This window comes from Rahnella sp. PAMC25617 (genome assembly GCF_050606005.1).
Lineage (GTDB): Bacteria > Pseudomonadota > Gammaproteobacteria > Enterobacterales > Enterobacteriaceae > Rahnella > Rahnella variigena.
This window is the reverse complement of the sequence record NZ_JBOCUM010000006.1, coordinates 893,296-914,368: the sequence shown is the minus strand read 5'-3', so window position 1 is coordinate 914,368 and position 21,073 is coordinate 893,296. Positions and strand designations below refer to the sequence as shown.

Here is a 21,073-nt window from a genome sequence, read left to right as displayed (position 1 = left end):
TTTACGCTATGCTGTGCAGTTAGTATGGTTATATCCCCAGTGCTGACGCATTTTGCTCAACAAAACGGCAGTCTGCAACTTTATTCATAATAGCCATGATAACGGTAAGGCTATAAAGGAATATGAAGTTTCCCGACGCAAACGGTTTCGTCGGACGCCAGCTTTCTTTATAATAGCCCGCGTTTTCCCCCTGTTGCGCCCAATGAAGCACTGTGGTCAGTGTCTTCGAAGACGAGAGATCTGTGATTATGGAAATACTGCGTGGTTCGCCCGCTTTGTCGGCTTTTCGCATTAACAAATTGTTGTCCCGTTGTCAGGAAGCACGTCTTCCGGTCAGCGATATCTACGCCGAATATGTACACTTTGCCGACGTCAGCGCACCGCTGAATTCGGACGAACAAACCAAGTTACAACGCCTCCTGAAATACGGTCCTTCTCTCGCTGAACACGCTCCTTCTGGTCGTTTATTGCTGGTCACCCCGCGTCCGGGCACCATTTCTCCCTGGTCTTCCAAAGCTACCGACATCGCCCACAATTGCGGTTTGTCACAGGTTCTGCGCCTTGAGCGTGGTCTGGCATTTTATGTTCAGGCACCGCAACTGACCGAAGCGCAGTGGACCGAACTGGGCGCATTGCTGCATGACCGCATGATGGAAACCGTGTTTACCCGTCTGGAAGACGCCAGCGCGCTGTTCGCGCAGCATCAGCCAACCCCGGTGCAACATGTGGATATCCTCGGCGTTGGCCGTGGCGCACTCGAAGCCGCCAACACCAAATTAGGTCTGGCGCTGGCGCAGGATGAAATTGATTACCTGATGGAAGCCTTTACGTCGTTGGGGCGCAACCCGACAGACATCGAATTGTATATGTTCGCACAGGCCAACTCAGAACACTGCCGCCACAAAATCTTCAACGCAGACTGGATTATCGACGGCGAAACCCAGCCGAAATCCCTGTTCAAGATGATTAAAAACACCTTCGAACAGACCCCTGATCACGTGCTGTCCGCGTATAAAGATAACGCCGCCGTGATGGAAGGTTCGCAGGTCGGTCGTTTCTACGCCGATGCGAAAGACGGTTTGTACGATTTCCATCAGGAGCAGGCGCATATCCTGATGAAGGTTGAAACCCATAACCACCCGACGGCGATCTCTCCATGGCCGGGTGCGGCAACCGGTTCAGGCGGTGAAATCCGTGACGAAGGTGCAACGGGGCGCGGCGCAAAACCGAAAGCCGGTCTGGTTGGTTTCTCTGTTTCCAACCTGCGCATTCCTGGCTTTGAACAGCCGTGGGAAGAAGATTTCGGTAAGCCGGATCGTATCGTTACTGCGCTGGATATCATGACCGACGGCCCGCTGGGCGGCGCAGCCTTTAACAATGAATTTGGTCGTCCGGCGCTGCTGGGCTACTTCCGTACTTACGAAGAAAACGTCAACAGCCACAACGGCCCTGAGCTGCGCGGTTACCACAAACCGATCATGCTGGCCGGTGGTATTGGCAACATCCGCGCGGATCACGTGCAGAAAGGTGAAATCACCGTTGGCGCAAAACTGATTGTGCTGGGTGGTCCGGCGATGAATATCGGTCTGGGCGGCGGTGCGGCTTCTTCCATGGCATCGGGTCAGTCTGACGCGGATTTGGATTTTGCTTCCGTACAGCGCGACAACCCGGAAATGGAACGCCGTTGTCAGGAAGTGATCGACCGTTGCTGGCAGCTGGGCGAAGCCAACCCGATCCTGTTTATCCATGACGTCGGTGCCGGCGGTTTATCCAACGCCATGCCGGAACTGGTCAGCGATGGCAACCGTGGCGGGCGTTTCCAGCTGCGCGACATCCTGAACGACGAACCGGGGATGAGCCCGCTGGAAGTCTGGTGTAACGAATCACAGGAACGTTATGTACTGGCAGTTTCTCCGGCTCAGCTGGAACAGTTCGATGCTATCTGCCAGCGTGAGCGCGCACCTTATGCCGTGATTGGTGAAGCCACTGAAGAAATGCATCTTTCTCTGGAAGACAGCCATTTCGACAACCAGCCAATTGATATGCCGCTGGACGTTCTGCTGGGTAAAACCCCGAAAATGACCCGCGATGTCACCACACTAAAAGCGAAAGGCGACGACCTGAATGCGGAAAACATTCAGATTGCAGAAGCGGTAAAACGCGTTCTGCATCTGCCCGCTGTGGCAGAGAAAACCTTCCTCATCACCATCGGCGACCGCACCGTCACCGGCATGGTGGCGCGTGACCAGATGGTTGGTCCGTGGCAGATCCCGGTCGCTGACTGTGCGGTCACCACCGCCAGCCTCGACAGCTATCACGGCGAAGCGATGTCACTGGGCGAACGTGCGCCAATTGCCTTGCTGGATTTCGCTGCTTCTGGCCGCATGGCCGTTGGCGAAGCGCTGACTAACATTGCCGCCGTCGAAATCGGCAGCCTGAAACGCGTTAAGCTTTCTGCTAACTGGATGTCTGCGGCCGGTCACCCGGGCGAAGATGCGGGTCTGTACGCCGCAGTAAAAGCGGTGGGTGAAGAACTTTGTCCGGCGCTGGGTATCACCATTCCGGTGGGCAAAGACTCCATGTCGATGAAAACCCGCTGGCAGGAAGGTAATGAACAACGTGAGATGACGTCACCGCTGTCACTGGTGATCACCGCGTTTGCCCGCGTCGAAGACGTGCGCCACACCGTGACGCCGCAACTGCGCACCGATAAAGGTGACACTGCGTTGCTGCTGGTCGATTTAGGTGCCGGTCATAACGCACTCGGCGCGACGGCGCTGGCACAGGTTTACCGTCAGCTCGGCAATACGCCAGCGGATGTGCGCAGCGCAGAGCAACTGGGTAGTTTCTTCAACGCTATGCAGGCGCTGGTGTCTGAGCAGAAATTACTGGCTTATCACGACCGTTCCGACGGTGGTCTGCTGGTGACGCTGGCTGAAATGGCCTTCGCGGGACATTGCGGTCTGACCGCAGATATCGCAGCGCTGAGCACTGATTCGCTGGCGGCATTGTTTAACGAAGAACTGGGCGCGGTGATCCAGGTTCGTAAATCTGACCGTGAGGCGGTTGAGAAAACGCTGGCTGATTTTGGTCTGGCGGACTGCACGCATTACCTCGGCAGCGTCGAAACCGGTGACCGTTTCATCATTTCGTCGGGTGACAAGCCGGTGTACAGCGAAAGCCGCACCACGCTGCGTACCTGGTGGGCTGAAACGACCTGGCAGATGCAGCGTTTGCGCGACAACCCTGAATGTGCCGATCAGGAACATCAGGCCAAAACCAACGATCTGGATCCGGGCCTGAACGTCAAACTGAACTTTGCCCCTGACGAAGACGTGGCTGCACCTTACATCGCGAAGGGCGCGCGTCCGAAAGTTGCCGTGCTGCGCGAGCAGGGCGTGAACTCCCACGTTGAAATGGCTGCGGCCTTCCATCGTGCCGGTTTCGATGCGGTTGATGTCCACATGAGTGATTTGCTGGGGGGTCGCCGTGATTTGCAGGATTTCCATACGCTGGTGGCGTGCGGCGGATTCTCTTACGGTGATGTGCTGGGCGCGGGTGAAGGCTGGGCGAAGTCAGTGCTGTTCAACGACCGCGTGCGTGAAGAGTTCGAAGAATTCTTCCACCGCCCGCAAACGCTGGCGCTGGGTGTCTGTAACGGCTGTCAGATGATGTCGAACCTGAAAGAGTTGATCCCGGGCGCAGAACATTGGCCACGCTTCGTGCGTAACCTGTCAGACCGTTTTGAAGCGCGTTTCAGCCTGGTTGAAGTGACTGCCAGCCCGTCGATGTTCATGCAGGGGATGGCCGGCTCACGTATGCCAATCGCGGTTTCCCACGGCGAAGGCCATGTGGAGGTGCGTGACGCTGCGCATCTGGCACAAATCGAGCACAGCAATCTGGTGGCGTTGCGCTTTGTGGATAATAACGGTCAGGCAACCGAAGCGTATCCGGCGAACCCGAACGGCTCCCCGAACGGGATCACTGCTGTGACCAACCTGTCAGGTCGCGTTACTGTGATGATGCCGCACCCTGAGCGTGTTTTCCGTACCGTCAGTAACTCCTGGCATCCGGAAGAGTGGGGTGAAGACAGCCCGTGGATGCGCATGTTCCGTAATGCGCGTAAACAGCTTGGCTGATGCTAAATAAGCTCCAGTAATAAAAATCCGCAGTGCGAAAGCCTGCGGATTTTTTTGTCTGACTTACCGCAACGGAAGTAACGCTAACTCTCTGTTTTTTAATAGTTATGTCATTTAATATTCATTAAATTGATTGTTGCTTAATTAATCATTAACTATTTATATGTAATCATCGTCATATAATGCCCAGGTCAACTCAACAGGGCTTATACGCCAATGAAAAATATCATTTTCGCGAATATTCGTGCAGCACTCGCTTGCCCAATTTTTATGCTTTTATTATTAATATCCCTTAATGTGCAGGCACAGGATCACCCTGGTAATTCCACGGTGGAGAATGTTTCCCCGCAGGAAAATAATGAAGGCTTATGGGATTCATTCACCAATAATATTGCTGAAACGTGGAATACACCGCAGCAGCAAGATCTCTTTCTTCCGGTATTAACTCGTCATAACCGGCATACACACAGCAAAAAACAAATCGAAGGATATAACGAACATCCGTGGGGCGGAGGTTACGGTATTTCGCGTTATGATGAGAAAGGAAACTGGCACGGCATTTATGCGATGGCCTTTAAAGATTCTTTTAATAAATGGGAGCCTGTTGCCGGTTACGCTTATGAAAAGATATGGCAGCCGCTTGATGATAAAGAATTCCGCTTAGGGGCAGGGTACATTACCGCCGTTTCAGCCCGTGACAATTATGATTACATTCCTTTTCCCATGGTGCTGCCGCTGGTATCAGCAGGCTATTCAAGGCTGACGTTCCAGACAACCTACGTGCCGGGAACCAACAGCAAAGGGAACGTCCTGTTCGGCTGGTTCCGTTTTCAGTTTTAATCGTCTGAGTAAGGTGAGGGGAAAGTATTAAGAAAATCCCCGTTATGTTTTTCGGTTTATTCTTATTGGTGAGTTTTTTAAGTAAATTAATTGCCTAAACAGACCCTACATATTTTAGGGATAATTCCTATAATGAATTACGGAAAGACTTTAAATTCATGAAATTGAATAAACAGACGTTTTTTGTTACTTCTTTGTTTAGTTTATAAAGACATTATTTGTCTATGATACTCTCCTGACGCAGGGAGCTATTACAGATATGATGATCAAGAAAGTAATCGGTTGTGCAGGTATGATACTAACGCTGGGTATGAGCTCATCCGTGTGGGCAAATAACAGCGGGATTAATCCGGTCAGCGATCCGGATACCATCCAGTATAAATCGCTGGCTGCGAACGTGTGGTCAGACTTTACAGATAAAGTCTCAACGACATGGAATGATTCTGATTCACAGGATCTGTATCTGCCGGTGATCACATGGCATAACCGTCTGACATACGATAAAGAGAAAACCGATCGTTATAACGAACGTCCATGGGGCGGGGGTTATGGTATTTCCCGTTATGATGAAAAAGGCAACTGGAACGGCATTTATTTTATGGCGTTTAAAGACTCCCATAATAAATGGGAACCGATCGGCGGTTATGGCTGGGAAAAAATATGGACACCTGCAGAAGATAAAAACTTTCGGTTAGGTTTAGGTTATACCGCGGCGGTGACGGCGCGTGACGACTATAACTATATTCCTATTCCGATCGTGTTACCGCTGGCTTCCATCGGCTATAACAAACTGACCTTTCAGGCGACGTATATTCCGGGAACCTACAATAACGGCAACGTTTTCTTTGCCTGGCTGCGGTATCAGTTCTGAAGCGCTTTCTTTATGAATGAGTTTTGTGACTGAACAAAGTCCGGGCACAGGTTGTGAACCTGATCCCCCAATTTTGATGAATATTCCACTATGCTAAAAATTCACCGCAAGAATCAATCTGTTGGGTTCTGCGGTGATTTTTTGTTTTCAGGGAATCTGTAAAACACTTCATCAAGAGGATCACTCGTGAAAAAAGCATCCCGTTATCTTGCGTTATCTGCACTTGCCTGCGTTTTCCCCCTCTCGCTTCCTGCCGCTCAGGCGGCTCAGTCTGATAATTTAGAACTCCAGCAAGTCCTGGTGCTCAGCCGTCACGGTATCCGTGCGCCGCTGGTCAATTACGGTGACGTGCTTGCCGAATCCACGACGCACACCTGGCCGGTGTGGAAAACGGAAGGCGGGTTGCTGACGCCGAAAGGCGGCCAGAATTCTGAACATATGGGCCAGTACTTCCGCGCATGGCTGGCGAAAGATAAATTGCTGCCTGCAACCGGCTGCCCGGAAAGTGCGCAGGTCTTTACTTATGCCAACAGCTTGCCGCGCACCATTGATACCGCAAAACATTTCTCCACCGGTGCTTTCCCAGGCTGCGACGTTTCAGTTATTAATCGCGTAGAAATCGGCAAAATGGATCCGGTGTTCAACCCGATTATCACCGCTGATGTGAACGATACTTTCAAAACCAACGCGCTGAATTCTGTTAACCAGCATGCTGGCGAGGGCGGTCTGGCGGGGCTGAATCAGCGCCTCAAGCCAAATTACCAGCTGCTGGAAAGTATCCTCGATTATAAAAACAGTAAAACCTGCAAAGAAAAACAGCAGTGCGATCTGGCTTCGCAGCCATCAGAAGTCGTGCTGACGCAGGGTAAAGAACCGGGTATTACGGGGCCGCTGCGAATGGCGACCGGCGCGGCGGATGCGTTTATGCTGCAATACTACGAGGGTTACCCGATGAAAGACGTGGCGTGGGGGAAAATAACGACGCCGGAGCAGTGGAAGAAACTGGAGGATATCAAAAACCTTTATCACGAAACGCTGTTCGGCTCGCCGGCGATTGCTGCCAACGCCGCTAAACCGTTGCTGACCTTTATTTCCGGTGTGCTGGATCCGAAACTGGCAACGACCGCCGATCAGAAAGCCGCGCAGCAGGCAAAACTGGCGGTGCTGGTCGGGCATGATTCCAATATCGCGTCACTGCTTGCGGCACTGAAAACCCAGGATTACCAGCTGCCGGGTCAGTACGAACGTACGCCAATCAACGGGACCGTGGTCTTCCAGCGCTGGCACGATAAAAAGACCGATAAAGACCTGATGAAAATCGAGTATGTATATCCGACCGCCCGTCAGCTGCGCAACAATGTAGCGTTGAGTCTGAAAAATCCACCGGAACGCGTCACGCTGCAAATCGAAGGTTGTACCGTTGATAAGCAAGGTTTCTGCCCGATGGAGCAATTTAATCAGGCCGTGCAAAAGGATTTACAGGGCTGATGCCTTAAGCCGCTAACTGGCAATAGATAGCGTTTTAAGTTAGTTAGCGGCAGCTTTCCTCAGCCAGATAATGTGCCAAAGTTTCCTCACTCTGGCACATTATGGCGTCCTCTTCGTTTTACCTTAGCGCCCGTCAGCGGGCAGAGATTGCTTCCCGCTCCGCCCGTTTCTGGTGGCGGTTGGAAATCCCCACCTGGACACTGATCGCCACGGTTTACAGCGGCTGGTTTGCGCTGGTCTATTTCTGGGAAGATCTCGGTCCGTGGATTGCCACGCCTGCGCTTATCTGGTTCACGGCCTGGTATATGTCGCTGCAACACGAACTCATTCACGGGCACCCGACCCGTAAACCCTGGCTGAATCAGCTGCTCGGCACGCTGCCGCTGGCGGTCTGGTATCCCTATGGTTTATACCGCGACACGCATTTACAGCATCATCGTAATGAACATCTGACGCTGCCGGGCGATGACCCCGAGGCGTATTATTTCAGCCGCGCCAGCTGGGAAAGCTTGTCGCCGCTGATGAAAGCCGTTGTTCGTCTGCGTAACACACTGCCGGGACGGATGCTCATCGGGCCGCTGCTGGATATTTCCGCCACGCTGACCGGCGCGCTGACGGCGTTATTGCGCGGTGACTGGCGCACAGTCGGCATGTGGGGTTTCCACGGGGTTTTGCTGACAGGTTTGTTGTACTGGATGTCGCTGCACGGCCTGTCTGCCGGGTATTTCATTCTGGCGGTGAGCTATCCGGCGCTGAGCCTGACCAAAGTCCGTTCTTTTTATGAACATCGCGCCGAACATTCGCCACAGGCACGCTCAACCCTAAATGAGGCCGGTTTTATCTGGCGGCTGCTGTTTCTTAATCTCAATTATCATCTGGTACATCACGATTTGCCGGGCGTGCCGTGGTTCGCACTGCGTCAGGTGTATTTTGCTGAACGCGAAGCTTATATTGCGCGCAGCGAGGGGTTTGTGGTGAAAGGTTACCGGCAGTGGTTCAGGCAACATTCGCAGAAACCGGTTTGTGTAGAAGCGCATCCGTTTGCCAGCACTCGTGAGCCGGTGCAAACCGCGCGCAGCGACTATGATTATCAGCAGGAAACCCCCTGACGGAGTGGCCAGATGATGCTGATGTCTTTACCGATGTATGCTGTTTCTGTACCGGACGTGGAAGCTTTTGCCGGTGTTCTGCGGGAAACACTGAAGCGCGCAGGTCTGATTGCCACACCGCAATCGCTGAGCTGGCCGCAGGATTTATTGATGCACTGGCAGCAGCCGGATTTGCTGCTCAGCCAGACCTGTGGTTTTCCGCTGGTAGAAAGCCTGCCGGATGTTCAGCTGGTCGGCACTTTCAGTTACCGAGCGCCGGGCTGCGACGGCTATCGATACCGCAGTTTTTTGCTGGCGCGTGATGAAGATGCAAAACTGCATTTGCCTGATTTTCGTCACCGGCGGCTGGCGTTCAACAGCACCGATTCTCAGTCCGGATACAACAGCCTGCGGGCGCTGGTGGCACCCCTGGCGCAGGCCGGAAAATTTTTCTCTCAGGCCACAGCAACCGGCAGCCATCGTGAATCCCTGCATTATGTTCAGCAAAACCGGGCAGATCTGGCGGCGATCGACTGCGTGACGCTGGCGCTATTGCACCGCCACGATCCGTCAGCGCTCAGCGGTCTGGTGATTATCGGCCAGACGGCGGCCGTGCCGGGTTTGCCGCTGATCACTTCGTCACAAACGTCTCCGGAACATCTGTCCATTTTGCGTCAGGCATTGCATGAAATCGCGCATGAGCCGGTCGCTAAACCGTTGCTGATTGAAGAGTTTAGTGAAGTGCCGCGTCAGGCCTATAGCGTGATTACATTGATGAAAAATATTGCTCAGGAGTTTGGCGTCCGCGAACTGACGACGTCATAACGCTCTGAAATATTGCATAAAAAACCGGGCCTGAGCGCCCGGTAGTGATATCTGAGTAGCGATAAATCAGTGCGTTTCGATAGGGAAATCTTCGTTCACATCTCCCCATTCAGCCCATGAACCGTCGTAAAGCTGCACATCTTTAACACCCAGAGAATCCAGTCCGAACGCCAGCGCCGCTGCGGTTACACCGGAACCACAACTGGTGATCACCGGTTTATTCAGATCAACGCCCAGCCGTTCGAACGTCGCTTTCAGCTCAGGTGGCGATTTCAGATGCCCGTCTTGTGTCAGTTCGGTAAACGGAACGCTGAGGCTGCCCGGAATATGGCCGCCATGCAGCCCTGGGCGCGGTTCCGGCGCTTCGGCTTTAAAACGCGCCAGAGAACGGGCGTCGATAATCTGTACCTTGCCAAGCGCGTCTTTTACCTGCTCCGCACTGACGACGACCGGACGCACCAGTTTGGCGTTAAAGGTGGTCGGGACGCGGATGTGCTCGCCGTTTTGTGTGGGTTTCCCTTCAGCAATCCACGCATTCAGGCCGCCATCCAGCACGCGTACGCTTTTCGCGCCGAAGCTGGTCAGCATCCACCATACGCGGGGCGCGGAGAACAGATCGCCCTCATCATACAGCACGATGGTTTGCGTATCCGCAACGCCCAAACGGCTCATTGAGGCAGCGAATTCCTCTGCGGTCGGCATCATATGCGGCAGACCGGTGGAGCAGTCAGAAATGCTGTCGACTTCCACATAAATCGCGTTGGGAATGTGCGCTTCAAGATATTTGCCATGAAAATCCACCGGCGGCGTAATGCCCGGTTTGGATTTACGACAATCGATAATGACGACATCCGGTGAGTTCAGATTTTTTGCCAGCCATTGTGTAGAAACGGTATGGGTAGAAAAAGTCATGTTCTGTTGCCTTATCTTTTTTGTGAAACCAGCCTCAGAGATCGCCCGGGATCAAAGAATACATCCAGGCGTCACGCGGCTGACCGTGATAATAAAGCCGGTTGCGGTGCAGACCTTCGGACGTCGCGCCCGCTTTTTCTGCCACCCTGCGGCTGCTTTCATTGCCGTCCATCACGACGATTTCCAGACGGGTCAGCTCCAGTTCAGTAAACGCAAAACGCGCAGCGGCTTTGACCGCCAGCGTTGCCAGTCCCCGGCCGGTATAACCGGTGCGGATCCAATAGCCAAGATTGGAAAACTTATATTCCTGAACGATGCGGTTGATGCCCACGCTGCCAATCAGATTTCCGCCGGAGCGTTCAAAAACACAGAAATTGAATTCTGCCCCGCGATGACGCTTCTGCTCACTGTCGGTGAGATATTTGCGGCTGTCATCAGGGGAATATTTATCGGTACACCAGCTTTCCCAGGCACCAATTTCAGCCACCGAGGCCTGAACGGCGGCAAAGTGGGTGATGGCTTCCAGCTCCGTAGCAACGCGGATTTCTATTTCTTCATCCTGATAAATCTGGCGTGTCAGCATGGGCGTTATCCTGTTATTGAGGAGACCAATAAGTCAGCCTCACATATCATGTATCCGTCTGTCAATTGGCGAAAATGCCGGTTAAGTCAGAAAAAATAAGCCAGAAAAACAGCAGGCTGTCTGCTAAACGCTTTACTCTTCCGGCAGCAACATCACCAGCTTGCATTCGGCATATCCCGCCGGAAAAAATGTCTGCTGCCGGTAGCGAATTTCACCGCTCAGCGGATGGTTAAAGCGCCGCTCGCCACCTTCGCGAGCCAGCACTTCCTGTTGTGTCCACCACTGGCTGAATTCGGCGCTGCGTTCCCGTAACCGCTGCACCGCCTGGCGGACCGCTTCGGAATGAGGGTAATGGCTGGTTTCAGCCCGAAATTCTGCCACCACGCGCTTGGCGCGCTCCGGCCAGTTTGTCACCAGCTGGCGCGCCAGCGGATGCAGAAACATAAAATCCAGCAAATTAGGATTTTCATCCACGCCCAGCCAGCCGCTGAAGAGCACACCCGCCTGCGGATTCCACGCCAGCACATTCCAGCAACTGTCGAGCAGATAACCGGGGCAGGTCAGCTGATTGACGTAATCTTTCAGGCCCGCGTCCGGCGCGGCGGAAGACGGCAACGCCTCAGGGTCTTTCACCGATGCGAGGCTGAATAAATACTCGCGTGCGGCAGGCTCCATACGCAGCGATTTCGCCAGCCGGTCAAGCGTGGCGGCTGAAATCGACACATCGCGTCCCTGTTCAATCCACGTATACCAGGTTGCGCTGATACCGCTGATTTGTGCCAGCTCCTCACGCCTCAGCCCGCTGGTTCTGCGACGGGGTGAGCCTGGTAAACCCACCATTTCCGGCGTCACCCGTTCGCGGTGTGTGCGTAAAAAGGTTCCCAGCGCCCTGGGGCCACTGAGCGACTCTGCGATATCAATCATGACATCCTCTTAAACGTGAGTTCTTAGACAGGAACTTACTTATACCAGTATAAGTGCTCATATTGTACCCGTATAAAACAATGCCTATAGTGATTTTGAGGTCATTTGAAACCGCGTTCTTCCCTAATAAATCATTAAAAAAACAAGACAGACAGGAGCAATGATGAACATTAAAAACACCCATACTCAGGCCGTTGATAAGCAGTTTGGCTCGCAGGCAAAAGATTATCTGACCAGTGCCGTTCACTCACAGGGCGCGGATCTGCAACGTCTGGCGACGCTGCTGGCACCTTTTCCGGATGCGCATGTGGTCGATCTGGGATGTGGCGCGGGGCACGCCAGTTTTATGGCTGCCCGCGTCGTTAAAAATGTGGTTGCCTACGATTTGTCGGCGCAGATGCTGGACGTCGTGGCGCAGGCGGCAAAAGATAAAGAGCTGAATAACATTACGGTACAGCAGGGCGTTGCGGAGTCACTGCCGTTTGACGACAGCAGCGCGGATATCATTATCAGCCGTTATTCGGCACACCACTGGCATGATGTCGGGCAGGCGCTGCGTGAAGTGGCGCGTGTGCTGAAACCGGGCGGAAAGTTCATCATGATGGATGTGGTATCGCCGGGGCACCCGTTGCTGGATATTTATCTGCAAACGATTGAAGTACTGCGCGACACTTCTCATGTCCGCAACTATTCCCCAGGTGAATGGCTGAACATGGCTTCAGAAGCCGGTCTGATTGCCCGCGAAGTCACTACCGACCGCCTGCCGCTGGAATTCACCAGCTGGATAGCGCGTATGCGCACGCCGGAGCATTTCGCCGTCGCTATCCGCGAGCTGCAAAAAGTGATGTCTGAGGATGTGATAAAACACTTTGAGATCCAAACTGACGGCTCATTTACCAGCGATATTATGATGCTGGTCGCGTCGAAAAACTAAAGAATTGCGGTGTGATACGCCCTCCGTTGAACGGAGGGCGTGAAATTATCTTCTTACTTCTTACTTCTTACTTCTTACTTCTTACCAAACATTTTCTTGCCCAGCAGTACCAGCGCCAGTACCGCGGCACCCACCACCAGACCAACGACCAAATCTGTCGCGCCGGTAATCAGCGTATTAACCCAACTCTCATGGCCGTGTGTCAGCGGTTCAATCAGGCTGTGCATGAACGGTAAACCATGGCTGATAATGCTGCCGCCGACCAGGAACATCGCGATGGTGCCGACAACCGACAGTATCTTCATCAGCCAGGGCGCGAGATTCACAATACCGCGCCCGAAGGCGCGTACAGCATTCATCATGCCGCTTTCGCCGTTCAGCTTACTCAGGTACAAACCGGCGTCGTCAATTTTCACAATCGCTCCCACCAGGCCATATACACCGATAGTCATTGCCACGGCAATCAGCACCATCACAGTGACCTGATTAAGGAAAGGTGCTGATGACACAATCCCCAGTGAGATCACAATGATTTCAGCAGAGAGAATAAAGTCAGTGCGAACGGCACCTTTGACCTTTTCTTTTTCCTGCTTTTTAGCATCGGCTTCATTTTTTACCTCAGCCGACGCCGGTTTTTCTTCTTCGTGATGGTCACCGGGCATGAATTTGTGGGCGACTTTTTCGAAACCCTCGTAACACAGATAGGCGCCGCCAATCATCAGTAAAGGTGTGATCGCCCAGGGAATAAAGGCGCTGATCAGTAACGCCAGAGGAACCAGAATCGCTTTATTGATCATGGAACCTTTTGCGACAGCCCAGACGATCGGTAATTCCCGGTCGGCTTTTACTCCGGTAACCTGCTGTGCGTTCAGCGCCAGATCGTCGCCCAACACGCTGGCTGTTTTTTTAGCGGCGACTTTACTCATCGCCGCGACATCATCAAGAATCGATGCAATATCATCGATCAATGCCAGAAGACTTCCACCCGCCATAAATACTCCCTTTTATCATTGTGCAAAGGCTTTCCGCACGCGCGGAGCCTGAACTCTGCTGTTCCGACCTTGCATCAGATCACAGCAACAGAAAATTCATAAAAAATAATCATATCAGTGATTGCATAGCGGCGTCGATTTGTGCGAATGTTGTCCCGTTCTTAAATAACTTTGAAATCTCTTCATAGTTTCTCCATTAAATATCCTCATTTTTCCAGCAGTTATACCGGCAGAAATATTTCTTTGCATTCTCTCCTCATTTTTACCACAAAGGTTAAATTTCTTTACGTTCGATTACGTCGCCTTTCATTGCTTCGCTGATAATTAACTCAACGGATAACTTCCGCTCCATTAATTAACTAAACTAACGAAAGAAAGGTGCGTATTATGAAACTCTTACCTGCAATCACAGCTGTTGCTATTACCGTTGCTTCATTCTCTGCTCTTGCTGCTACGCCAATTTCAGAAATGCAGGCGCAAAGTGGTAATTTCCAGTCCCTGGGTGTTGTTTCAGTGAGCGCACCTAATACCGTCCCGGGCAGCATGCGTGACCAGCTGAACCAGGTCGCCAGCGACAAAGGTGCAACACACTACCGTGTCATCGGCCAGGGTACGCCGGGCGATTCAAGCCTGAACCGTGCAAGCGTTGAGTTGTATAAATAAACTCAGCTTTTATAGAAAGCCTTTTTTATAAAATCTGATTAAGGTTATTTCCCGTAGCGAGAAGGCCAATGTCATCTGACATTGGCCTTTTTATTACCATCATTTATAGCTTCTTTTGAGAATCATCCCATGTGTTTTAATTTATCCTCTTCTTTTTGACAATAATTTCTCTTATTAATCATTTCGTAAGAATTTTTGCGTTATATAAGGGTCTATGTCCTCAGGAGGAGTTAATATGCTGAATGCCGCAAGAATGACAATTAAGAACACCGGGGTCTCGATTCAGAACCAATTTTTCTATTTACAGAATTTTATTACTTCACCAAGAACGATGGGGACGCTGATGCCGTCATCCCCGTGGTTGTGCCATGCGATGCTTAGCCAGATTGACTGGGCGACGTCGCTGGAGATAGCTGAACTGGGCGCAGCCGACGGGGTGCTGACCCGCCGCATTCTCAGCCGGATGCGTGCTGACGCGAAACTCGAGGCATTTGAAATTCAGCCTGCGTTTGTCCGCAAGCTAAACCAGATGGATGATCCCCGTTTGCAGGTGATGGCGCATTCTGCTGAGCATATGAGTACGCAGTACGACGCTGTATTCTCCTGTTTACCGCTGCTGTCGATGCCAGTGCGAACCAGCATCCGGATTTTGCAGGCTACCCGCCAGCAGTTGAAAGAAAAGGACGGGGTACTTGTTTTGTTCCAGTACAGCCATCTCTCTGAGAAATTACTGTCACGCTACTTCACCTGGAAAAAAATTCGTGTGGTGAAGAATTTTCCGCCGGCGCTGGTGTATATCTGTAAACCTCGCTGATACAGTTACTTATGGAAGCTGGATCGCAAAGCTGCCCGCAGGCCTTTGCGGAACAAGGATTTTTCAGTATGATGAGCACCATAGCGTAAATAAAACGCTACAGAAGCTTCACCGGCAGGTGATAAAAATCTGCCAGTGAGGCTTTTTTGTTGTACTATCTGGCGAGTACATTTTCAGGCCAGTACAATGACCATTTTTGATGTTCACACTTCATATTGATGATGGATTTTCATCAGGCGGGCTAACGGCTCCCGGGGAATAAAGGATAGCGGTAATGACACAACCCATTTTCATGGTAGGCGCGCGCGGTGCGGGTAAAACGACGGTCGGCAGCGCTCTGGCGAAAGCACTGGGCTATAAATTTGTCGATACCGATCTGACATTGCTGCGCACCTCTGGCATGAGCGTGGCGGACATCGTTGAGCGTGAAGGCTGGGAGGGTTTCCGCCGCCGTGAAACTGAAACGCTGAAAGCGATTTGCGCGCCCTTCACGGTGATTGCGACCGGTGGCGGCGTGGTGCTGGCGCAGGAAAACCGCGATTTCATGCGTGATGCAGGAACGGTTATCTATCTGCGTTCGCCGGCTTCGACGCTGGCCAACCGTCTGGAAGATGCCCCGCTGGAAGATCAGCGACCTACGCTGACGGGTAAACCGATTACCGAAGAAATGATGGAAGTCCTGAATGAGCGCGAAGCCCTTTATCAGCAGGCTGCGCATCATGTCGTAGACGGAACGCTGGACCCTGCGGGTGTGGTGAATGCAATTCTTGATGCGCTGGCACTGCCGGTCGCGCGTTAAATCCTCCGCTACCAACTCTGAAGACGAGCCCCTGTGGCTCGTTTTTTTATGCCCCAAAATCCTGAAGTAGCGGAAGGTGTAAATTAAACGGGCCATTTTTGTGATGAATGTCACGGGTGCTTAAGTATTGTACGCAGTGATGTGCAGGCGTAAAGTAATCACTCAGGTTATTAATTTTTACGTCCACTTCTGCAACGGAACCCATGATGAAAATCCTGAAACACTTCTTCAGCCAGCATGCGAAAGCGATGCCCGCGATATGGTCAGTGACGATCATTCTTGTTGAAGCCTCTATCGCACTCTATATTTTGCGCAATATTTAATCAAAATTATCTGCTGAGTTTTACGTCCGTCACCTCATTATTACTCGGCATTCAACCTCTCTTTCTGTGAATTGAATGGCTTTAGGAATTTCTTTAAGCATATTCATTTATCTGTCTTCTTGTGCGGGAAAAATAAACGGCTTGACGCTGACACGTATCAGCTTTAGTTTTTATTTACCTTAACAGGAACCCTGTTCCATATACCGGAACTGCCTCCTTATGACTACTTTAGAAAATGCAGCAGCAGTGCTGAAGTTATTTTCCAAAAAGGGGGTCCGACAGGGACATCCCGGTTTGTCATTCAGTGATGTCGTCGAAAATTTAAAATTACCTAAAAGCACGGTATCGCGTTTGCTAATGACCATGGAAACGCAAGGGTTGCTGGAGCGTGATCCGGACAGCCGTCTTTATCAGATTGGAAAGTTATTACTGGCCGTCTCAAGCCATTATTTATCGGCGCCGCTGGTGGATTTGGCGTCGCCTTATATGACGCAACTCAGTCAGCTTACGCAATGTACCGGTTACATCTCGATGCTGGAAGGGCGTGACATTATGGTGATGCGTATGTTCCCCGGCAGAACCTATTTGCAAGTGGTCACTCCGGCGGGAAGCCTTTTACCCGCGCATGAAACGGCGATTGGCCGGGCCATTTTATCGCGTTATTACGATGAAGAAGTCCGTGAGCGTTTTAGCGGTAACTATGAAGCGCATTCTGTGAATGCACCGAAAAGTCTGGACGTTTTGTTATCTCGCCTGGCTGAAGTGCGACTGACCGGCGTGTCTTTTGCCAATAATGAAACGCTGCTGGGAATAAGTACGTTAGCGACCAGCATTTTTAATAAGCATCGCAATGAACTCGTGGGGTTGTGTTTATCTTTTCCTTCCCCCGCGCAGGGAAAAGAAATTCCGGAAGGGATCAGGGAAGGGCTGATTGCCGTAACCCGGCAACTCGCCGAAAAATTGGGTGATGAGTATTGGCATTTACCAGAGCGGTAATTAACCGCGAAAGTAATGACTAATAACGGACCCGGAAAATCGCAGTTTTCAATATTTGCCAACACCAGGGGCCTTATGTCAGATCAACCTGCTAAAAATAATAAGGAAAATCCGCTAAAGGATATTGGCACTCTCATCGTGATGATCCTGCTGTCTGTTTTGGGCGCAATCATCGGAGTTCAGCTGATTACCACATTGGGCGTGACGCCTAATACGTCGATTATCGGTGCGCTGTTTGCCATGTTACTGGCGCGCATCCCGATGCAGGCTTTTCAGCGTTACCGTTCTGTTCACACGCAGAATCTGGCGCAAACTGTGATTTCTTCCGCGACCTTTGGTGCGGCAAACAGCTTGCTGATGCCGATCGCCATCCCTTATGTCATGGGCCAGCCGCAACTGATTATGCCGATGTTTACCGGCGTAGCGGTGGCGATGTTGCTCGATGCCTACCTGCTTTATCGTCTGTTTGATACCAAAGTGTTCCCGGCCAGTAATGCGTGGCCACCGGGCGTTGCTGCCGCTGAAGCCATCAAAGCCGGTGATAACGGCGGGCGTCAGGCGTGGTTGCTGGTCGCGGGTGTGGTGGTCGGGCTGGCGGGCGCGATGCTTAAGATTCCGATGGCGGCCTTCGGCACGGCGTTTATCGGCAATATCTGGGCGCTGAGCATGTTTGGCATCGGTTTGCTTATCCGCGCTTATGCCCAGCCGCTTGCCGGTTTAGATCTTAATGCGATGTATATTCCGCACGGCATGATGGTCGGTGCCGGGCTGGTATCGCTGCTGCAGGTGATTCAGGTGGTGCGTGCTAAAAACGCCGACGCCAAAACCACTTTTACCCAACCAGCGAAAGAAGTGCGCAAAGCACTCGGGCTGGGCGCATTCGGCTATATCGCTATTGCCGCACTGCTGGCGCTGGGGGGCGGGCTGTACAGCGAAATGTCAGTCAGCATGCTGATTGCATTTGTGATTTACGCCGCCTTTGCCGCGTTCTTCCATGAGCTGATTGTCGGAATTGCCGCGATGCATTCTGGCTGGTTCCCGGCCTTTGCCGTGGCGCTGATCACGTTGATTATCGGCATACTGATTGGCTTCCCGCCTCTGGCGCTGTGCGTGCTGACCGGCTTTACCGCTGCTACCGGTCCGGCGTTCGCCGACATGGGCTTCGATCTGAAAGCCGGGTTCATTCTGCGCGGTTACGGCAAAGATTTACGTGCCGAACTTTATGGCCGCCGTATCCAGTTATTCGCCGCTTTACTCGCCTTTATTATCGCCATTCCTGTGGTCTGGTACGCCCATTACGGCTACTTCGCGCAGGATTTAGTGCCGCCAGTTGCACGGGTTTATGCCAAAACCATTCAGGCCGGTGCACAGCCTGGGATTGCGCACAGTTTGCTGATCTGGGCCATTCCGGGCGCATTAATACAGCTGATTGGCGGCCCGAAACGTCAGCTCGGCGTACTGCTCGCCACCGGTTTGCTGATCAACAGCGTGATGGCCGGTTGGGCAGTCGTCTGCGGCATCGTGCTGCGCATTATCATTATTCGAATCTGGGGTGAAAAAGGGCGTACACCAATGGAAGTGCTGGCGGCAGGATTTATTGCCGGAGACGCACTTTACAGCTTCTTCACCTCGGTTTTCAGCGCCAAAAAGTAGTGAGTACCGCACCAACACCAGGGCTTAATCAGCCAGCACGACACACCGACTGTTCCACGATGAACAGCGCCCGCGACCGTTTTGCCACTGCGCCTTATGCGCCGGTTGCGGGGTTTTAAGAGGATTTTGTGATGAGTTTGCAACAGACATTAACCGTATTCGAACTGATTGACAGTGCACATGTCAGCGGCCAGGACATTGTGGACTTATTCGCCCGTTATCCGGGGATCACCGCCAGTACACACCGTGCGGAGGGCCCGAAAGGCGGTACCGATTTTGTCCGCATTACCGTGCCGGGCAGCAAAGGGAAGAGCAGCGGCGGCACTGCGCCCACGCTCGGAATCATTGGTCGTCTGGGCGGCATCGGTGCGCGTCCGACGCGTATCGGGCTGGTATCCGATGCCGACGGCGCCATTACCGCCGTCACCAGCGCACTGAAGCTGGCCGACATGCAGCGCAAGGGCGATGTGCTGGAAGGCGATGTGATTATCACGACGCACATTTGCCCGAACGCGCCGACCCGTCCGCACGATCCGGTTGATTTTATGGATTCGCCGATTGATGACGTGACCATGAATGATAACGAAGTGGTTGAAGGCGTGGACGCGATACTTTCTATCGACACCACCAAAGGCAACCGCATTATCAATCACAAGGGATTCGCGATTTCGCCGACGGTGAAAGAGGGCTACATCCTGCGTGTTTCCGAAGATTTACTGCGCATCATGGAAATGACCAGCGGCAAACCGGCAGTCACTTTCCCGATCACCACGCAGGACATCACGCCTTACGGCAATGGTGTGCATCACCTGAACAGCATTCTGCAACCGTCAACGGCGACCAGCGTTCCGGTTGTCGGTGTGGCGATTACAGCGGAATCTGTGGTGCCCGGTTGTGGCACCGGCGCAAGTCATGAAGTGGATATCGCACTGGCGGCGAAGTTCGCCGTTGAAGTCGCGAAAGAGTTTGGCCGCGGCACCTGTCAGTTCTTTGATGCCGATGAATATCAACTCCTGTTGTCGCTGTACGGAAGCTTGCGTCACCTGCAAAACCGGAAGTAACACCATGATGACATCCTTTGCAACGTTAACCATCGGACAGGCGCCACGCAGCGATATTATGCCGCTGCTGATGGCGCATCTGCCAGCCGGGTCAGTCACGCATGTTGGCTTACTGGACGGGTTAAGCACGGAGCAAATTGAGCAGCGCTATGCGCCTGCCGAAGGCGACGCGGTGCTGGTCACCCGTTTGCTGGATGGTTCGCAAGTAAAGCTTGCCGCGCCGCGCGTAGAGCGAGGCTTACAGGAAAAGATTGATGTGCTCGAAGCGCTGGGCTGCATGACCATTCTGCTGCTGTGTACCGGCGAGTTTAACCATCTGCACGCAAATAATGCCCTGCTTCTCGAACCTGACCGCATTATCCCGCCACTGATTAGCTCGATTATCGGCCAGCACCGCGCAGGCATTGTGGTACCGGTAGAATCCCAAGTGGTTGAACAGGCCAACAAGTGGCGCAAATTAGCCAAAGCGCCGTGTTTTGCGGTCGCCAGCCCGTATCTTTCTGATGACAAGACCCTGACGGAAGCCGCGATGCGTCTGGCTGAACAGGGTGCGGAAGTGGTGGTGCTCGACTGCATCGGCTTTAACCGGCATCACGAGGATGTGCTGAAAAAGCATCTGAATATTCCGGTGGTGTTATCGAATGTATTGATGGCAAAACTGGCGGCGGAGCTGGTGGTCTGAGGATGTGACGGACGGGGCATACAGCTATCCACAATGGCACTGTGTGACCGTAAAATCAAATCAGTGACGCCGCTTTGCGGGCGGTGTCGTCTGGTGCAGATAAAGCGGTAATAATCAGTGACAGAAGACGCTTTCTGCCCCTAATATGAAGGCTCTGAAAATTATCGCAAAGGGCCAATCTATGTTGAAAAATAATGAGTATTTTGACGGGAAAGTGAAGTCGATTGGTTTCGACAGCGAAAGTACGGGTTCAGCCAGCGTTGGCGTGATGGCCGTCGGTGAATACACGTTCGGTACCGCAAAGCCGGAAGAAATGACCGTCATCAGCGGCTCACTGAAAGTGCTGATCCCGGGATCTCCGGACTGGCAGGTGTTTAAGCCAGGCGAAACTTTCTATATTCCGGGTAAAAGTGAATTCAACTTACAGGTCGGCGAAACGACTTCGTACTTGTGTAAATACCTGACCAAATAATATACAGACACAGT

Annotated in this window: 19 protein-coding genes; 15 read left to right on the top strand and 4 right to left on the bottom strand. The window is 52.5% G+C overall.

Features of this window, described 5'->3' with window-relative positions; all coding sequences use genetic code 11:
* The first annotated feature begins 245 nt into the window (after positions 1–245).
* The 6 genes from purL to ACM615_RS10280 all read left to right on the top strand — a co-directional run bounded on the left by purL (position 246) and on the right by ACM615_RS10280 (position 9,251).
* Positions 246–4,139 carry a phosphoribosylformylglycinamidine synthase gene (gene purL, locus ACM615_RS10305; RefSeq protein WP_431011882.1) on the top strand — a complete coding sequence of 1,298 codons (3,894 nt, stop codon included), beginning with the start codon at positions 246–248 and terminating at the stop codon, positions 4,137–4,139.
* A gap of 216 nt (positions 4,140–4,355) precedes the next feature.
* Entirely contained in the window at positions 4,356–4,979 is a 624-nt protein-coding gene (gene pagP, locus ACM615_RS10300; RefSeq protein WP_159281256.1) for a lipid IV(A) palmitoyltransferase PagP, read from the top strand.
* 259 nt (positions 4,980–5,238) lie between these two features.
* The gene (pagP, locus tag ACM615_RS10295) at positions 5,239–5,850 is read left to right on the top strand and encodes a lipid IV(A) palmitoyltransferase PagP (RefSeq protein ID WP_112288200.1); all 612 of its coding nucleotides are present in this window, start codon (positions 5,239–5,241) and stop codon (positions 5,848–5,850) included.
* Positions 5,851–6,036: 186 nt separating this feature from the next.
* On the top strand, positions 6,037–7,338 hold the full coding sequence (agp, locus tag ACM615_RS10290) for a bifunctional glucose-1-phosphatase/inositol phosphatase (protein ID WP_112288201.1): 1,302 nt from the start codon (positions 6,037–6,039) through the stop codon (positions 7,336–7,338).
* A 101-nt stretch (positions 7,339–7,439) separates the two neighbouring features.
* Positions 7,440–8,447, top strand: a complete 1,008-nt coding sequence (locus ACM615_RS10285) for a fatty acid desaturase (RefSeq protein ID WP_431011838.1) — start codon at positions 7,440–7,442, stop codon at positions 8,445–8,447.
* A 12-nt stretch (positions 8,448–8,459) separates the two neighbouring features.
* On the top strand, positions 8,460–9,251 hold the full coding sequence (locus tag ACM615_RS10280) for a phosphate/phosphite/phosphonate ABC transporter substrate-binding protein (RefSeq protein ID WP_431011837.1): 792 nt from the start codon (positions 8,460–8,462) through the stop codon (positions 9,249–9,251).
* A 66-nt stretch (positions 9,252–9,317) separates the two neighbouring features.
* Here ACM615_RS10280 and sseA read toward each other — a convergent pair whose 3' ends face one another.
* The 3 genes from sseA to ACM615_RS10265 all read right to left on the bottom strand — a co-directional run bounded on the left by sseA (position 9,318) and on the right by ACM615_RS10265 (position 11,670).
* Positions 9,318–10,163 carry a 3-mercaptopyruvate sulfurtransferase gene (gene sseA, locus ACM615_RS10275; protein WP_431011836.1) on the bottom strand — a complete coding sequence of 282 codons (846 nt, stop codon included), beginning with the start codon at positions 10,161–10,163 and terminating at the stop codon, positions 9,318–9,320.
* 34 nt (positions 10,164–10,197) lie between these two features.
* Positions 10,198–10,746, bottom strand: coding sequence for a GNAT family N-acetyltransferase (locus ACM615_RS10270; RefSeq protein WP_113876175.1), 549 nt, complete (start codon positions 10,744–10,746; stop codon positions 10,198–10,200).
* A gap of 132 nt (positions 10,747–10,878) precedes the next feature.
* Complete coding sequence (locus ACM615_RS10265) at positions 10,879–11,670, bottom strand: helix-turn-helix transcriptional regulator (RefSeq protein ID WP_113876174.1); 792 nt, start codon at positions 11,668–11,670, stop codon at positions 10,879–10,881.
* A gap of 163 nt (positions 11,671–11,833) precedes the next feature.
* On the opposite strand from ACM615_RS10265, the gene ACM615_RS10260 reads away from it, so the two are divergent.
* On the top strand, positions 11,834–12,604 hold the full coding sequence (locus ACM615_RS10260; RefSeq protein WP_431011835.1) for a class I SAM-dependent methyltransferase: 771 nt from the start codon (positions 11,834–11,836) through the stop codon (positions 12,602–12,604).
* A 74-nt stretch (positions 12,605–12,678) separates the two neighbouring features.
* Here the strand turns inward: ACM615_RS10260 and ACM615_RS10255 are convergent, their stop codons facing one another.
* Positions 12,679–13,596: a DUF808 domain-containing protein gene (locus ACM615_RS10255; protein ID WP_112288208.1), complete on the bottom strand. Its 918-nt coding sequence runs from the start codon at positions 13,594–13,596 to the stop codon at positions 12,679–12,681.
* 387 nt (positions 13,597–13,983) lie between these two features.
* Here ACM615_RS10255 and ACM615_RS10250 point away from each other — a divergent pair, with 387 nt between their 5' ends.
* The 8 genes from ACM615_RS10250 (at position 13,984) to ppnP (ending at position 21,059) form a co-directional block, all read left to right on the top strand.
* Positions 13,984–14,259, top strand: a complete 276-nt coding sequence (locus ACM615_RS10250; protein WP_112288209.1) for a DUF1471 domain-containing protein — start codon at positions 13,984–13,986, stop codon at positions 14,257–14,259.
* Positions 14,260–14,494: 235 nt separating this feature from the next.
* Positions 14,495–15,073 (top strand): class I SAM-dependent methyltransferase, encoded by a 579-nt coding sequence (locus ACM615_RS10245; protein WP_112288210.1) that lies wholly within the window; start codon positions 14,495–14,497, stop codon positions 15,071–15,073.
* 274 nt (positions 15,074–15,347) lie between these two features.
* On the top strand, positions 15,348–15,872 hold the full coding sequence (gene aroL, locus ACM615_RS10240; RefSeq protein ID WP_112288211.1) for a shikimate kinase AroL: 525 nt from the start codon (positions 15,348–15,350) through the stop codon (positions 15,870–15,872).
* A 542-nt stretch (positions 15,873–16,414) separates the two neighbouring features.
* Positions 16,415–17,191: an IclR family transcriptional regulator gene (locus ACM615_RS10235; RefSeq protein WP_431011834.1), complete on the top strand. Its 777-nt coding sequence runs from the start codon at positions 16,415–16,417 to the stop codon at positions 17,189–17,191.
* Between the two features lie 75 nt (positions 17,192–17,266).
* Positions 17,267–18,844, top strand: a complete 1,578-nt coding sequence (locus ACM615_RS10230) for an OPT/YSL family transporter (RefSeq protein ID WP_112288213.1) — start codon at positions 17,267–17,269, stop codon at positions 18,842–18,844.
* A 131-nt stretch (positions 18,845–18,975) separates the two neighbouring features.
* Positions 18,976–19,905 carry a DUF1177 domain-containing protein gene (locus tag ACM615_RS10225; RefSeq protein WP_431011833.1) on the top strand — a complete coding sequence of 310 codons (930 nt, stop codon included), beginning with the start codon at positions 18,976–18,978 and terminating at the stop codon, positions 19,903–19,905.
* Between the two features lie 4 nt (positions 19,906–19,909).
* Complete coding sequence (locus ACM615_RS10220) at positions 19,910–20,587, top strand: AroM family protein (RefSeq protein ID WP_431011832.1); 678 nt, start codon at positions 19,910–19,912, stop codon at positions 20,585–20,587.
* Positions 20,588–20,768: 181 nt separating this feature from the next.
* Complete coding sequence (gene ppnP / locus ACM615_RS10215) at positions 20,769–21,059, top strand: pyrimidine/purine nucleoside phosphorylase (RefSeq protein WP_013576688.1); 291 nt, start codon at positions 20,769–20,771, stop codon at positions 21,057–21,059.
* The last annotated feature ends 14 nt before the right edge of the window (positions 21,060–21,073 follow it).

Excerpts from the sequence above, each read along its gene's own strand:
- pagP (WP_159281256.1), top strand. The coding sequence starts at position 4,356 with ATGAAAAATATCATTTTCGCGAATATTCGTGCAGCACTCGCTTGCCCA.
- pagP (WP_112288200.1), top strand. The coding sequence starts at position 5,239 with ATGATGATCAAGAAAGTAATCGGTTGTGCAGGTATGATACTAACGCTG.
- ACM615_RS10285 (WP_431011838.1), top strand. The coding sequence starts at position 7,440 with ATGGCGTCCTCTTCGTTTTACCTTAGCGCCCGTCAGCGGGCAGAGATT.
- ACM615_RS10280 (WP_431011837.1), top strand. The coding sequence starts at position 8,460 with ATGATGCTGATGTCTTTACCGATGTATGCTGTTTCTGTACCGGACGTG.
- sseA (WP_431011836.1), bottom strand. The coding sequence starts at position 10,163 with ATGACTTTTTCTACCCATACCGTTTCTACACAATGGCTGGCAAAAAAT.
- ACM615_RS10270 (WP_113876175.1), bottom strand. The coding sequence starts at position 10,746 with ATGCTGACACGCCAGATTTATCAGGATGAAGAAATAGAAATCCGCGTT.
- ACM615_RS10265 (WP_113876174.1), bottom strand. The coding sequence starts at position 11,670 with ATGATTGATATCGCAGAGTCGCTCAGTGGCCCCAGGGCGCTGGGAACC.
- ACM615_RS10260 (WP_431011835.1), top strand. The coding sequence starts at position 11,834 with ATGAACATTAAAAACACCCATACTCAGGCCGTTGATAAGCAGTTTGGC.
- ACM615_RS10255 (WP_112288208.1), bottom strand. The coding sequence starts at position 13,596 with ATGGCGGGTGGAAGTCTTCTGGCATTGATCGATGATATTGCATCGATT.
- ACM615_RS10250 (WP_112288209.1), top strand. The coding sequence starts at position 13,984 with ATGAAACTCTTACCTGCAATCACAGCTGTTGCTATTACCGTTGCTTCA.
- ACM615_RS10245 (WP_112288210.1), top strand. The coding sequence starts at position 14,495 with ATGCTGAATGCCGCAAGAATGACAATTAAGAACACCGGGGTCTCGATT.
- aroL (WP_112288211.1), top strand. The coding sequence starts at position 15,348 with ATGACACAACCCATTTTCATGGTAGGCGCGCGCGGTGCGGGTAAAACG.
- ACM615_RS10235 (WP_431011834.1), top strand. The coding sequence starts at position 16,415 with ATGACTACTTTAGAAAATGCAGCAGCAGTGCTGAAGTTATTTTCCAAA.
- ACM615_RS10230 (WP_112288213.1), top strand. The coding sequence starts at position 17,267 with ATGTCAGATCAACCTGCTAAAAATAATAAGGAAAATCCGCTAAAGGAT.
- ACM615_RS10225 (WP_431011833.1), top strand. The coding sequence starts at position 18,976 with ATGAGTTTGCAACAGACATTAACCGTATTCGAACTGATTGACAGTGCA.
- ACM615_RS10220 (WP_431011832.1), top strand. The coding sequence starts at position 19,910 with ATGATGACATCCTTTGCAACGTTAACCATCGGACAGGCGCCACGCAGC.
- ppnP (WP_013576688.1), top strand. The coding sequence starts at position 20,769 with ATGTTGAAAAATAATGAGTATTTTGACGGGAAAGTGAAGTCGATTGGT.